The sequence below is a fragment of the Infirmifilum tikiterense genome, assembly GCF_054696565.1.
In genome coordinates this window covers 1,190,427-1,203,786 of the sequence record NZ_CP182482.1, presented here as the reverse complement: position 1 = coordinate 1,203,786, position 13,360 = coordinate 1,190,427, and the positions used below count along the sequence as shown (strand labels likewise).

General features: G+C 52.9%; 9 protein-coding genes and 3 CRISPR repeat arrays (2 of these 12 only partly in view). Of the genes, 1 reads left to right on the top strand and 8 read right to left on the bottom strand.

Annotated elements, in window-relative coordinates; all coding sequences use genetic code 11:
• Positions 1-757: direct repeats of the CRISPR family, unit length 24 nt; unit sequence CTCTTAGTCTTGCTTGTTTTAAAC; it reaches 1,798 nt to the left of the window's first position.
• 64 nt (positions 758-821) lie between these two features.
• Positions 822-1,483: a CRISPR direct-repeat array (repeat unit 24 nt; unit sequence CTCTTAGTCTTGCTTGTTTTAAAC).
• A 116-nt stretch (positions 1,484-1,599) separates the two neighbouring features.
• The 8 genes from cas1 to ACNO7C_RS06615 form a co-directional block, all read right to left on the bottom strand.
• The gene (gene cas1 / locus ACNO7C_RS06650) at positions 1,600-2,568 is read right to left on the bottom strand and encodes a CRISPR-associated endonuclease Cas1 (RefSeq protein ID WP_460024334.1); all 969 of its coding nucleotides are present in this window, start codon (positions 2,566-2,568) and stop codon (positions 1,600-1,602) included.
• Positions 2,569-3,072, bottom strand: a complete 504-nt coding sequence (locus ACNO7C_RS06645) for a hypothetical protein (RefSeq protein WP_460024333.1) — start codon at positions 3,070-3,072, stop codon at positions 2,569-2,571.
• A gap of 70 nt (positions 3,073-3,142) precedes the next feature.
• On the bottom strand, positions 3,143-3,424 hold the full coding sequence (gene cas2 / locus ACNO7C_RS06640; protein WP_460024332.1) for a CRISPR-associated endonuclease Cas2: 282 nt from the start codon (positions 3,422-3,424) through the stop codon (positions 3,143-3,145).
• Positions 3,425-3,433: 9 nt separating this feature from the next.
• Positions 3,434-5,593 carry a P-loop NTPase family protein gene (locus ACNO7C_RS06635; protein WP_460024331.1) on the bottom strand — a complete coding sequence of 720 codons (2,160 nt, stop codon included), beginning with the start codon at positions 5,591-5,593 and terminating at the stop codon, positions 3,434-3,436.
• Positions 5,590-5,970: a hypothetical protein gene (locus ACNO7C_RS06630; protein WP_460024330.1), complete on the bottom strand. Its 381-nt coding sequence runs from the start codon at positions 5,968-5,970 to the stop codon at positions 5,590-5,592. Before ACNO7C_RS06630 ends, ACNO7C_RS06635 begins: the two co-directional genes overlap by 4 nt.
• A 320-nt stretch (positions 5,971-6,290) precedes the next feature.
• Positions 6,291-7,373: a type I-D CRISPR-associated protein Cas7/Csc2 gene (gene cas7d / locus ACNO7C_RS06625; protein ID WP_460024329.1), complete on the bottom strand. Its 1,083-nt coding sequence runs from the start codon at positions 7,371-7,373 to the stop codon at positions 6,291-6,293.
• A complete protein-coding gene (locus ACNO7C_RS06620; RefSeq protein ID WP_460024328.1) occupies positions 7,370-7,843 on the bottom strand; it encodes a hypothetical protein in 474 nt (157 codons plus the stop codon). The genes cas7d and ACNO7C_RS06620 overlap by 4 nt, the downstream gene beginning before the upstream one ends.
• A complete protein-coding gene (locus tag ACNO7C_RS06615) occupies positions 7,840-9,675 on the bottom strand; it encodes a hypothetical protein (RefSeq protein ID WP_460024327.1) in 1,836 nt (611 codons plus the stop codon). The genes ACNO7C_RS06620 and ACNO7C_RS06615 overlap by 4 nt, the downstream gene beginning before the upstream one ends.
• 258 nt (positions 9,676-9,933) lie before the next feature.
• On the opposite strand from ACNO7C_RS06615, the gene ACNO7C_RS06610 reads away from it, so the two are divergent.
• Positions 9,934-10,770 carry a hypothetical protein gene (locus ACNO7C_RS06610; protein ID WP_460024326.1) on the top strand — a complete coding sequence of 279 codons (837 nt, stop codon included), beginning with the start codon at positions 9,934-9,936 and terminating at the stop codon, positions 10,768-10,770.
• Between the two features lie 111 nt (positions 10,771-10,881).
• A CRISPR array of direct repeats spans positions 10,882-13,360; the repeat unit is 24 nt; unit sequence GTTTAAAACAAGCAAGACTAAGAG; it runs 115 nt beyond the window's last position.

Sequence of the window (13,360 nt, the reverse complement as noted above, 5' to 3'; positions counted from 1 at the left end):
AAACGTACCACTGGTAGCCCGGCGCACCGGTCGGGACTCTTAGTCTTGCTTGTTTTAAACAGAAGATCGGGGCGACGGCGATCTTTCCGCTCCTCTCTTAGTCTTGCTTGTTTTAAACGATAGATGACGCGGTGGCCTTCCTCACCACCGGCTCTTAGTCTTGCTTGTTTTAAACCAAGTATCTTGCCGTTACTAACTACAACTACCTCTTAGTCTTGCTTGTTTTAAACGCGGAGTTCTGCTCGAACCCCCATAACCCCCTCCTCTTAGTCTTGCTTGTTTTAAACGCCGGAGAGGCGGTTGGCGTGAAAAGCTATTACACTCTTAGTCTTGCTTGTTTTAAACCTGCAGCCTTCCCCCGGCCTAACTGGTGCTAACTCTTAGTCTTGCTTGTTTTAAACTAGTTAATTTCGAGGTATACGGAACCAACGTCTACTCTTAGTCTTGCTTGTTTTAAACACGAGCCACACCTCGAAGCTCTGTTGCACGAGGCTCTTAGTCTTGCTTGTTTTAAACGTGGCTATAATCCTGGGCCTCGTGGCATACTTAGAGCTCTCTTAGTCTTGCTTGTTTTAAACCAGTTTCAGTTTACGCGAGCATTCAGGGAATAGTCTCTTAGTCTTGCTTGTTTTAAACGTGTGGTAGAGGTTGTTTTGAACAAGTTTCTTCGCGAGCTCTCTTAGTCTTGCTTGTTTTAAACGCTGCGCCTGTGCCTGCTGCTGGTTTTGCTGATCTCTTAGTCTTGCTTGTTTTAAACTTGTCTGTAAACATCTGATAAGTGCCGCAACTTCTTGTAAACCCCGCGCACATCCTCCAAAGACACTCTTAGTCTTGCTTGTTTTAAACCCGTCACGATCGACGACGTGGTGGCGGCCGTGGCTCTTAGTCTTGCTTGTTTTAAACATGCCGATGCACTCAAACACGAACTCCAGCCAGCTCTTAGTCTTGCTTGTTTTAAACCCAAGACAATCGGCTTGCCGGCTTTCCCAATACTGGCATCTCTTAGTCTTGCTTGTTTTAAACGCAGTCTCATCGGAGGCATAGTAGAAGCCGTGCCTCTTAGTCTTGCTTGTTTTAAACTTTTATAATCCTCGACCAGGGCCTGTGCCTTCGCTCTTAGTCTTGCTTGTTTTAAACCCAGTCCCTCAAGCAACCCGCTCGAATATCTCCTCTTAGTCTTGCTTGTTTTAAACAAATAGCCTTTAACAGCTGTTATTCACGTGGCAGCTCTTAGTCTTGCTTGTTTTAAACTAGGTATCCCGCACAGCGACAGCCTATACTTCTCTTAGTCTTGCTTGTTTTAAACGAATACACGGGAAATCATGCCGTAGGCCTCCGTCCCTCTTAGTCTTGCTTGTTTTAAACTTATGCAGTGGATGTGGAATACCCCCACCACTCTCAGCTCTTAGTCTTGCTTGTTTTAAACACAATCGACGTCTATCCCCATTAGCCCTTGAGTCTCTTAGTCTTGCTTGTTTTAAACTGGCGTCTTTTTCTCTGTGTTTTCCTGGTAGTTATGCTTTTCCCCTAAGTGCGGTCTGAAAGGCTCCCGCGCACGGGAGCAAAGCCTCCCAGCGCTTTCAGAGCAAAGTATTTATATTACTTATAGGCTCGGCGGTTCCAAATCACTGTGAGTTCAGCGGTAGGAGTACGGCCTTCCAGGTGCGCTGCTAGGCGGTACGCCTTGAGAATTATGTACTGGTAAATGCTTTTCCCGGTTTTTATGTTTCTTAAAGTCATGTACACGTAGAAGTGCTTTATAACGTCGTTGACGGAGCTTCTGGTCAGCTCTCCATCTTCGTCTACTGCCGGTAACCCGGTTCTGGAGACCAGCTCGACCATCGCTTGAATAGCCACCGGTCTGAACATCTCTACGTAGTCGAAGGTGAGCGGGGTCGAGTATCTTGTTCTGTGCAGAAAGCCGTAAGTCGGGTCGAGGCCGGCGGCGAGTAGTGCCTTCGTCGCCAAGGAGTAGAGAACTGCGTACATGACGCTTAAACCTTTGTTGAAGGGGTCATTGCTCCTGGGTTTCCTGCCGGACACACCGTAAGTACCCTCAAGAATCGTTCTCTCTCGTTCAGGCAGCAGCCCAAATATTCTGTCCCAGAGCATGTTCGAGGTTTCAGCTTCCCACGTGCGTAGCTCCCGCTCGTAGACCGACGGGTCACTTGAAGGCTCTGGTTTAGGCGGTAGTGCTGGGGGATCCTTTCTGTAGTACTTGAGGATGTTCACCATACCTTGAACCTTTGCCTCTAAATAGTGCTGAGCGATGTGAAGGGCATCGGTTTTGTTCAGCTGGTACTGCAACCTCCTGTAGTTATTGTACCTCGTCACAACTGGACTAGAGAGTATGGATACACCGTCCTGCGTAAGCACGGCTAGAGGGATGTTATGCAAGGACAGAACCGCCGGTACAGATGCTTGAATCTTCACGTTACCCCCAATGATTAGAACCGCGTCTACGTCGCGTATGGGTACTTCTTTTTCTCTGTCGCCGAGCGAAAGGGCCAGCGATGAGCGCCCCTTGATTCTAAGTTCGGCCGTGTCCCTTAACACCAGTAGCTTCACTTAAATCGCCTTCGAGGGGCAGAAGCTAGCTAGCTCGCATAGGCTACAGAGGTTGGGGCTCGGCTCAACACGGGCGCCTGTTCTGTTAAGGAGCTTCAGCACCTTAAGCTGGTCTTTCTCGCAAAGTAGCTTGTACCGCACCTCACGCGGCGAGACTATTATCATACCCACCGGCAACCTCCTCTCATAGTAGAGGGCGAGCCCTCGGAGGAGGGTTTGCCAGGGCTTTGCGATGTTAATCTTAGAAGAGGTAACCTCTACGTAGAGGACTAGGGGTGACTCAAAAGTTGTCATAGCCGTGATTAGAACGATGTCGGCCGATGACCCGGCGCAGAGCCACACGCCCCTGCTTTTGACGCCCAGCTGTAGCCTGTACTCTTCGCTGGAGTCCAAGATCTTAAACTGAGAGCTTTGGAGGTTCTCCACAACGTTTTTGATGTACTTCTTCATCTGCTCGTGCTTGGATTTGGACTCGCTGGCGGTCGGGTATTCGGGGCTCAGCAACGGCGCAGCGCCCTCTCTCAGCAGATCCAAGGCGTGTGGGCAAACAAGGGCCCAGCCTAAGAGGTTTAGGTTAGTAAACCTCGAATGTTCGTTCGCGCACGATGTAGTGATCTCTGCCCTCAAAAACATGTGCCCCCCGGTACTCGTCTTCTCTAACGACGATGATAAACACCGAATCGTCCTCGCCAACGATTTCTCTAGACTTCTCGGCAATGAGGTTGGCGGTTGTGGATGTTCCTGGACCGGCGTAGACGCTTCTGTTAACTCGAGCGAGGCCCAATCTTCGCAGGTATCTGCGCAACTTTCCTCTCCTCTCTTCGTCCCCAATATCGTAGGCGACAACAACTATCACCCCTGCCACCTAGACGAAAACAACAGCGAACTTATCATCCATTACGGCAGCCCCCTCACCCGTATAAGAGAGATACTCGGTAAGATCAGGGCTGGAGTCGAGCACGAGCGCAAATGACCCGTCTTGTATGTGCTCCGGCCCGAGCTGAACGTCTCCCACGCTTAGAGTCCCCTTAACGAGAGTTAAAAGAGTTCGCAGGTCGACTAGCTTTCCCTTGAATGGCTCCAAAGAGACGCCCCGGCGGTAAATTTTAAGGCGATGCCTGGCTTTCTCTAGAGATATGACCAGCACTCCGTCTTCCAATCCATTAACTGCAAAGTTCCGCGATATGAGGCCGATGCTGGTCTCTCCCTCAGCGCCGGCACCACCCACAACGCCCCCCTCGACCCTGTACCTGATGGTGAAACCGCTTCTCCGAAATAGCAGAAGCCTGGCCAATGACTGGGCATCCGATATAACTCCTCCAAGGATCCTTGCGGCGTCCTCGCTTGTCAGGGACACTTTTTTGAAGAGTGCCGAGGAGCCCGACACCCTAGCGTGCGAGGCGACGGCAACGGAGTATATCAGCTTCCTCCTAACCTCGCGGTACCTCTCCGGGATGAGAGCGGCCACGCTCTTCCTCCGCTTAGGGTAGTCTGGGTAGACTTTTGACACCCATGAGACCAGCTCGTAGTAGCTCATCACGCCAGAGGGGGGCGCCTTTTCCAAGGCCCTCTCCGGAGCCACAAGGTACACTTTGGAGTTCACGCCCCGGCGCCCAACCCTGCCTATCCTCTGAATCACGTCCTCCGAAGACGTCCCGGCCGTCACCCCGAGGACGACTCTCCCGAGGTTAACGCCCTGCGTGGTCGCCTCGCTCCCCACTATCACCCGAGCGCCCGCCCTGCACTCTCCGGCGGGCGTAATGGAGGCGATACAGTCCACCTCGATCCCCGCATCCCGGAGACCACGGACTATCACCGGCACCATCCAGAGCCTCTCCGCGATCACGAGAGCCCTGCCGTCGCCGAGCAGCTTAAGCTCGTCCAGCAGGTCATCAAGGACGATCCCCGGGATCTCATCGCAGGCCTCGTAGAAGGCCGCCAAGCCCCCTTTGGTGGTTTTGACGGGGATCACTTCAAATAAGGTCTCTCCCCTCACGGCGAAGCCCCCGAGCCCGTTCATAACCTCGGCTTCCACTTTTTCTGGCCTTAGCTCAACTCCCCACTCTCCCAGGGTGTCCGAGAGCTCCGTCAGGGTATCGGACGCGGGTGTTGCGGAGGAGAACACCACAGGCAATTCGACGAAGTCCTTGTATATCTTGAGCAGGGCCGCGAGCGCGTCGAGCTCGTAGGGGTCGTAAAGGTGGAACTCGTCAACGAAGAGCGGGAAGCCGAGCCTCTGGAAAACGGCAACCGCCTCGTCTGCTTCGCCTCGCGTCAGGGCGCCGGTCTCCCTCAGCACGTCTTCGAGCTCCTCCTTGCGGAACCCACGTGCCAGCGCCACCAGCATGTTGTGAACTGTCCTGCCGACACCCTCGAAGTCCCTGTAAGCCCCCGTGGAAACGAGGAGGTATGTATCAGGGGTGGCGAAGACGATCAGGTACAGCCCGCCCCTCCTAGTGTACTCCATCGCTTTCCTAACGAGCCCGTAGAGGATCTCCCTCTTCGACTTTCCATCGGTTGAGACGATGTACCTTCCCGAGAGAGCTAGAAGCCCCACGTGCTCGTAGCAAGCCCACGCGTCCCCGCAGCTATTTACGTCGACGTTGTAGATAGTGAGCGGCTCCACGCACGCATCGTCAGAGAGGTGCAGGCACTCGCACCTTCGAGGCGCAGGGGCCTCTGAGCAGTGCTCGCCGCCGCAGAGGCCTGAGGAGTATTCAAGCCTCCCACCCATGTGCTCAACGATAATATCCTCAACGGTGCACAGCTGGTTCCTGAGCAGGGTGTTGTTCGGATACAGCGCGACGAAGCCCCGCAATCCCGTCTCCCCGTGCTCCGTGTTCAGCAGAAGGGTGAGGGTTTTACCGCCACCCGTCGGGGCCACGAGCAGAACGTCCCTGCCGTGATCGTTGATGAGGCGCCTTACGGCCAACTGAAACTGGTTCAGCTGGAGGGAGCTGGAGAGGTAGCTCCCCGCGAACGGGATGGAGAATGCCGGGACTCTAAACGTGTATCCACCACTCACTCAACATCCCTCAATGCGGGAAGAGATACCCGGATCGATCGCCCACCGCTCTGCACTAAGTAAGTGTACCCCCGCGTCGCCCTCCCGAAGGCTGCCACGCTACCTGCCTCGTGCGGAAGCAAAACCGTGGAGCCGATGACTTCCACGGTATCCGCCACGTTGAACGGGTGGCTTACCTCGACGTTAACCTCTTCTCGCGGCTCCACTCGGTGGAGTCGCACTCTAAGCACGCCCCGCCTCTTCGTGCCAATCTCCACAACCACATACTCGGGCAACTCGTGCTCCGATATGATGAGGGTTCTGAGCTCGCTCCCAGGCATAAGGATCGTAACCTTCGTGTACACCGGGTACGCGAGTCTACCTTGCCCCCTAATCATTACATTCCCCTCATTGGATGCGGCCATCAGCGTCTCTTTTAGCAGGGCCCTGGTCACCAGAAGTGGGTAGGCGTAAACCCCGTACCTCGCGAAGAGCTCGAGGGGCTTCTTGTACTTGGTTTTCCCGAACAGCGAGGCGTAGCCTACGTCGGGGTCAACGGCGAAACCTGAGAGCGCGAGCGTGAAGCCGTAGTTGTGGAAAACCAGGTTCGGTTGGCTTATGTAGAAGTCGGTGGAGGGTTGAGATTTAGCGTGGTGCCAGAGGAAGCCCTCAACCTTCGCCTCGGCGTGATAGAAGTGGAGCGTTGTGCATCCCCGCTTTACTGTTCTTCCGACGCCTCCTGTCTCTTGCCGCCTCTCCTTCCCTTACCCCTCTGCCCTTCTCCGCGCATGGACTGTATGAGCCCGTGCATCTGCTCGACGTAATCAATGCTACTCTGCCAGAGCTCTTTGAAGATGCCATCCTTCTCAATAGGGTTGACCGCCCGCGTAACGTCCTCGTTGCTCAGCTTTGAAAAGCCGAGCTCATTGAGCCGCTTCAAAACGCCCTCAAGATCCCAAACGTTTCTCCCCGCATACTCTTCGGCCAGCTCCAGGGCCGTAGTCTTCGAGTAGTTTCCGCACCTAATGCCGAGCAGCTCCATCCTTATCCCTCCGAAGATGCTACTCCTCCCGCCTATCTCCTCTGTAGTTGCTAAGGAGTACAAGACAGCGAGTAGCTCTGGTAGAGTTACGTCGTGAAGCACGACCCTGCCCATAAAAACCGTCCCGGGCATGACGTGAACATCGCTGAAAAGCGCTCCACCGGTCGTGGAGGCGTAGCCCTCTGAGACCTTGTTGTGGGTCTCGGGTTGTATAGCACGAGTCGTCGCGAAAGCGGGGTCAAAGTGAACCCTGCTTTTGAGACCGATGCTCATCGTTCCTCCGGCTTCCTCGTACTGGTTCTGTGTGAGGGCGGCCCCGAATATTGTGCAAGCCGGGCAGTAGCCGTCTATCCCAAGGTCGGTTGCTTTCTCTCCACCACTTGCGAGCGGTGGCTGTATCGTGCACTCCCACCCGTTGGTCAGGTGTTCCTCGGCTTTCCTAAAGCCCATCTCCTTTGCTTTAAGTATGAAGGGCCTAAGGTCGGCGCCGGAGTCGCGGTATTGCCTGAGCAACTGCAGCATCCTCCTTCTAACGACCGCCATTATTTTCTGCGGTTGTATGACTGGCACGCTTATACCCGATTTGGGCAAGGTGGCCTCGTTTATGTCTCCGGGTCCCTCGGTTCGCAGGAGCAGGAAGTTGACCGCCTTCACCGCGAACACGACTTCGACTCTTTTACCGTTGGGGAAGAGTCTGCCTTTTTCGCCGACACCACGTAGGCACGGCTTTACAGAGCTAATCCACTCGGGCTGGCTCACTCCGCCTCACCCTCACTCTCCTTATCGCTCTTTGGCTTAAAAAATGTATCTGCAATCTCCTTGCCTACCGGCGACAATTGCTTAGACCTTGCTATGTTTGCTAGAGCGGCTGTGATCATGTTCATTAGCCTTATCCTAGCGCCGATCGGAAGCTTATCTCCCACCTCCCTGAACCTAGTTAGCATGCCCGCAATGAGCTCTCTGAAGCACTTTCTAGCCTCCGGGGATTTGAGGTCATCAGGTATGTTAGAGTCGGCTATTATAGGAATCATCTCGTCCGCCTTGTCCCAAAAGCTGAAGAGTAGTTCTTCCAAGGCCTTTCTAACCTCCTTAACATAGGCGTGCGTGGATTTCTCCCCATGTCTCAGCGGTCCGAGAATGCCGGAAAGCGCGGATACGTAGTAGGATAGAAACCTATCGGGCTTGTAACCACACAGCTCGACAGTTTCCTTCACTTCTTCACTCATCATAAACCACCCATAATCCTTTTCTCAAACGACTCAAGGAGAGACGACATGTGGGGCGACCCGTACTGAGCCAGCACAGGAGAGACGTCTGGGGGATAGTCGAGTACTTCAAGTAGTGCGGGAAGGCTCTCACCCTGCGATCTTCTATCGCTAAGCTCCTCCAAGGAGCTCATGGTTACGGATACATAGGGCAGGAAGCTCCCATAGTGACGGTCTGATGGCCTAAAATCATAGAGAGGTTTCTGCCCCTTGTAGTAGGACAGCACAACCTCCGTCGGCACTGTCGGTATCGCGGGCGAGATGACGAGCGGGTATAACCCCCACCCCGCCAGAACCCCGGCGAGAGTGATGTCTTCAACCCACTCGTCCAAGTGGCTTCTTCGCTTCTCCCGCCATGACGCACTGATTGCCGTTGTAAAGGCGTCATACACGGGGATCCTCGTCCGGTCTCTTGTGCTCCCTAAGCTTTCAAGCACGCGCTTCGTGTCCTCCAGAGCTGCGCTACAGGAAAAGCGCCTATCGCGGCATAGGTTCACAAGAGCACCCAACAGGGTGGCTATCTCTGCTAGAGCATTAAGTGGGGTGAACACTCTAAGAGTGAGAGACACCAGTATGTCGTCAAAGTATGTGCTCCTGATGATTATGTCTCCTAAGCAGAGGGGATCAATCGCGTATTCCTTTATACCACTCATAATGACATTCACATTACCAGGGTACAGCCGTCTTGCCCAATGCTCCGTCTTGAGCCTTTCGCCAAAGAACTTAATAAAGTCCCCTGGCACTCCCACGGGCGTCCTTAGCCCGCAAATAGGACACGTGGACTCACCGCTTGCATAATCGACACCGTTAACGACCACGCCTTGAAACATGCCTTTGACACCCTCAGGTAGCACGACTCGAAGCCCATCCTCCCCGTTGTGCCCGTAATAGGCTAGGGCAATTTTGTACGAGTTCCCCGAGCCGTCGGGGTGCAAGCCCTCCTCGCAGTCCCTTTGAGTATAGCCGTTTTCCCTGCACTCTTGAGGCTTCACCTTTCCGCTACAGCGAGAGCGGCATTCGTCGTCTTCGCAGCATCTCGCGCACCACCTTAATCTCTCTTCCGAAGGAGCATCTAGGAGCCCACCCCCAAAGCCCTCCCTTATTTCCTCCCAGTCTATTGCCACCTGGAGGTCGGGGTTATCTGTTATAACCGCCACGCCCATCGGCGTCGAGATAGGGATCACGATCTCGGAGCTTTCCCGTGTGTACTTTTGGAGATAGTCCTCAATCGCCGTACTGATCAGGGCCCGAAGATATTGCTGGGGCAGAGAAACGTTTAGGTACTTAACATATAGCTCTCTGTGAAGCCTGGCCTTCACCTCGCCTAGTAAGCCAGCGACCTCCAGCGGATTGCCCACGCCCTGCAACTGGTCTGCCAGCCTAAGGAGTGCCCAGACCTCGTCCGGATAGCTAGGATCCTTCCCGGTCTCCGCGGGGTTGGTGTACAGGTACTTCTCGTAGTGCCTGATCTCGTCGCGCGCCATACCGAGGAGCTCGAGCCTTTCTCGGAACCAGTCCAGAGCTGGGCCCTCAGAAGCTTTGCCGCGGAGCCTTAGCTTCTGCCCGAGATCGTGGATAAAGCCTATGATGAAAGCCTCGCGGTGTGTTGGGGCTTCGGCATCGTCTTTGAAGTAGGCTCCGACCAGCTCCTCGAACGCCCGCCCGACCGTGTAGCTATGGAGCAGGAGGCTTACACTTGACCAGTACTTCGCCGGAAGGGAAGACAGCGGGGGTGGTAGAAGAGTGTAGGCCACGTTGAACCTGTCGCGAAGGCCCAGTACGGGCGATAACCCCAATTTTTGCACCTTAATTCTCCTGAAGCACGCTCATTTAAATTTAATGTTGTAACCCCACCGATGTGGGTTCAAGGACGCTACTCGGGCGAGCCAGTGCGTTCTCCACTGGAGCAAAAAAGGCGGTAAGCCTTATGAACCCCGTGAACTTCCAAGTGTTGTGTTTAAAACAAGCAAGACTAAGAGGGAAGTGCCCCTGACGCTTGAAGCACGATTTGCTGGTACACAGAAAGTGAAACTGCTTTAGCGGGGGGTGGGCACGTGTACAGGGCGTTACGCGTCTACCTGACTGTGGAGGCCAGCGAGCCTGTTACTGTTTTCACAGGTCAGCTGTCTAAAACCCTTGTATACGCCCTTGTGAAGAACTTGAGAATTTTCCGGGGAGTAAGGGGGATGGTGAGCCCCCTCCACATCTCGCCCCTCTTTAAACCTGGAAAGGGGGACTTTGAAGTCGGTGAAGTCGTGACCCCCCTAGTTGCGCGTAAGGAAGGTAAGAGGGAGGTTCAGCCCGTGAGGCTAAGCGGCGAAGAGTACATCCTGCACCTCGGCGGCGATGCGGCCTTGGTCGGAGTAGCCGAAAAGGCCCTCGCGGATCTCAGAAACCCCTTAACCGTGAAGATCGGAGACAATTTGGTCACGTATAAGCTGGAGCGGTTATCGGACGTCACGTCCAGCCTCTCGGAGAAGGACGTCACCTCGGATAGGGTCACAGTCTACCTTAAAGGCCCCGTCAAGCCCTTCAACGTCCTCTCCCCCTCAAGGCTCCCGAAGTTCAGCCCCTCGGCCTACGAGTTGCTGTTTGTCGCCTACATGCTCGAAAAATCAACGTACACTGTAAGCACCGAGCTCGTGCTTCAGGCTATGAGAACCTTGGGCCTCCTCGTGGAAACCTGGTACAGTTTGACTACACTCAGGCCGGTTCTAGTACCTTTCAGAGGCATAGAGCCGGCACTCCTCGGAAAAGTGACGTACATCCTGGACACGGGGGAAACCAAGTACATAGATGAGATCAAGCGCACATTACAAATCGCCGAAATAGCCGGAGTAGGGGAGTCCAGACAGAACGGCTTCGGAACCATCACGTGGGCACCAAAATAAATACTTTGCTCTGAAAGCGCTGGGAGGCTTTGCTCCCGTGCGCGGGAGCCTTTCAGACCGCACTTAGGGAAAAAGCATAACTACCAGGAAAACACAGAGAAAAAGACGCCAGTTTAAAACAAGCAAGACTAAGAGGCGGGAGCGGGCACACCTTCCTCGGGCCAGCCACACTCGTTTAAAACAAGCAAGACTAAGAGTCACGGTCGAAGATGCTAAGGTTCACTTCGAGTTACGTTTAAAACAAGCAAGACTAAGAGGCCCGCCGCTCACAGCCCCAGCACCTCCGCCAGGTTTAAAACAAGCAAGACTAAGAGTTGCCAATGGGCGCGCTGACGGCGGGGGCGAAGCCTTGTTTAAAACAAGCAAGACTAAGAGCCGGTGCGGAGGGCATGGCGCAATTGAAGTTGCCTTCAGGTTTAAAACAAGCAAGACTAAGAGGGTACACAAGGGAAGGTAAACCGGTGACCGTTGGTTTAAAACAAGCAAGACTAAGAGGCAGTGGGTTAGCGTAGACCTAGTATCTATTGAAAAGTTTAAAACAAGCAAGACTAAGAGAGCACTGTCTTTGCAAACTCCGTCTTCTCGATGCGTTTAAAACAAGCAAGACTAAGAGTTGCGTAGTGCGCTCCTCTGCCTTTGGGGTTCTCTGTTTAAAACAAGCAAGACTAAGAGGCATAGAGAAGACGGAGTTCGCCAAGACGGTTCTAGTTTAAAACAAGCAAGACTAAGAGGTCTGGCGCTGCTACAGAACCACCTGACATTGTTTAAAACAAGCAAGACTAAGAGGCATAACCTTCTCACCGATCACGTCGATGGCCTTGTTTAAAACAAGCAAGACTAAGAGTGACGACGCGGTACTCCTCGCTGGGCGGTAGCTCTATCAGTTTAAAACAAGCAAGACTAAGAGGAGGTAGGCGCCCAGGTGCTTGAAATCATCAATGTGTTTAAAACAAGCAAGACTAAGAGTCCAGCCGCCTGACCGCGACCTACGCCTGCGGCTCCGTTTAAAACAAGCAAGACTAAGAGGCGGAGCCTGAGCTGTCGCTGCGCTCGTTTGAGGGTTTAAAACAAGCAAGACTAAGAGTCGAGAAAACAACGACTATCAAACACAAGACATCGTTTAAAACAAGCAAGACTAAGAGCCCTTACTCATGGGAGCCTACCCCAAATCCCTCGTTTAAAACAAGCAAGACTAAGAGTGGGACTTGGACTCACACTCCCATATGCCTACAATGTTTAAAACAAGCAAGACTAAGAGAGAAGATTGATAAGATAAAGGACTTGGAGAGCAGTTTAAAACAAGCAAGACTAAGAGAAGCACTCTGTCCTTGCTTTGGAGGTGATACGGTTTAAAACAAGCAAGACTAAGAGAAAAAATAGAGAAAATCAAAGACTTGGAGAACAGTTTAAAACAAGCAAGACTAAGAGGCCAGCCTGTCCCAGTCCTCTTGGCTTGCGCCTCTCTGTTTAAAACAAGCAAGACTAAGAGCTACTCGCCAGCCGCTGCGCCACCTTCTCGCGTTTAAAACAAACAAGACTAAGAGTGGTCCCGGGACCAACCTCGTGAAGGATGCGGGTTTAAAACAAGCAAGACTAAGAGACAGCGCCAGCGTGCTCTTCCCGGCTCCCTGTTTCCCATGTTTAAAACAAGCAAGACTAAGAGATTAACCTCTTCACCACCCACCACCCTCGCGCGTTTAAAACAAGCAAGACTAAGAGACAGCGCATCCTCGGCGAAGACAAGCTCGCTGGAGGTTTAAAACAAGCAAGACTAAGAGTCCGGCAGGCGGACGGGGAACGGCAGCTCCTCGTTTAAAACAAGCAAGACTAAGAGACCTCACGTACGGGGTCGGGCGCTTCTACCGTAAGTTTAAAACAAGCAAGACTAAGAGTAACACCAACTATACCCCCCTCCCCATCTTGTTTAAAACAAGCAAGACTAAGAGGTGAGAAAGAGCTTGAGGCAGTATTCGCCTAGTTTAAAACAAGCAAGACTAAGAGGGACCAGGCGCTGGACTCTCGGGTGCGGGACTTAGTCACGTTTAAAACAAGCAAGACTAAGAGCTTTACGTCTACTACTTTGGAGTTATACAAAAGTTTAAAACAAGCAAGACTAAGAGGCGCTCTACTCCGGGGTCAAGGAGGAGCTGGGTTTAAAACAAGCAAGACTAAGAGTCAATAATGCGCCTAGCAAGCTCATACACTTTCTCTGTTTAAAACAAGCAAGACTAAGAGCAGGTCTCGATGAGGGGCCCGAACACCGACTCCAGGTTTAAAACAAGCAAGACTAAGAGATTGTTTCCTTGACCTTGCCGGTTTTCCTATCAAGTTTAAAACAAGAAAGACTAAGAGGCGTCTTCCCGCCCGAGGGCCCGAAGGGGGTCTGCGGGTTTAAAACAAGAAAGACTAAGAGGCGTATCTGTTCTCGGCGCTTTTTCTCCAGCTTCTGTTTAAAACAAGAAAGACTAAGAGTTAACTCTCCCTTCTCAGCCACAACCTTAAGCGTTTAAAACAAGAAAGACTAAGAGAAGGCACCTTGAACACGAGGTACCAGTGCTGGTTCACGTTTAAAACAAGAAAGACTAAGAGT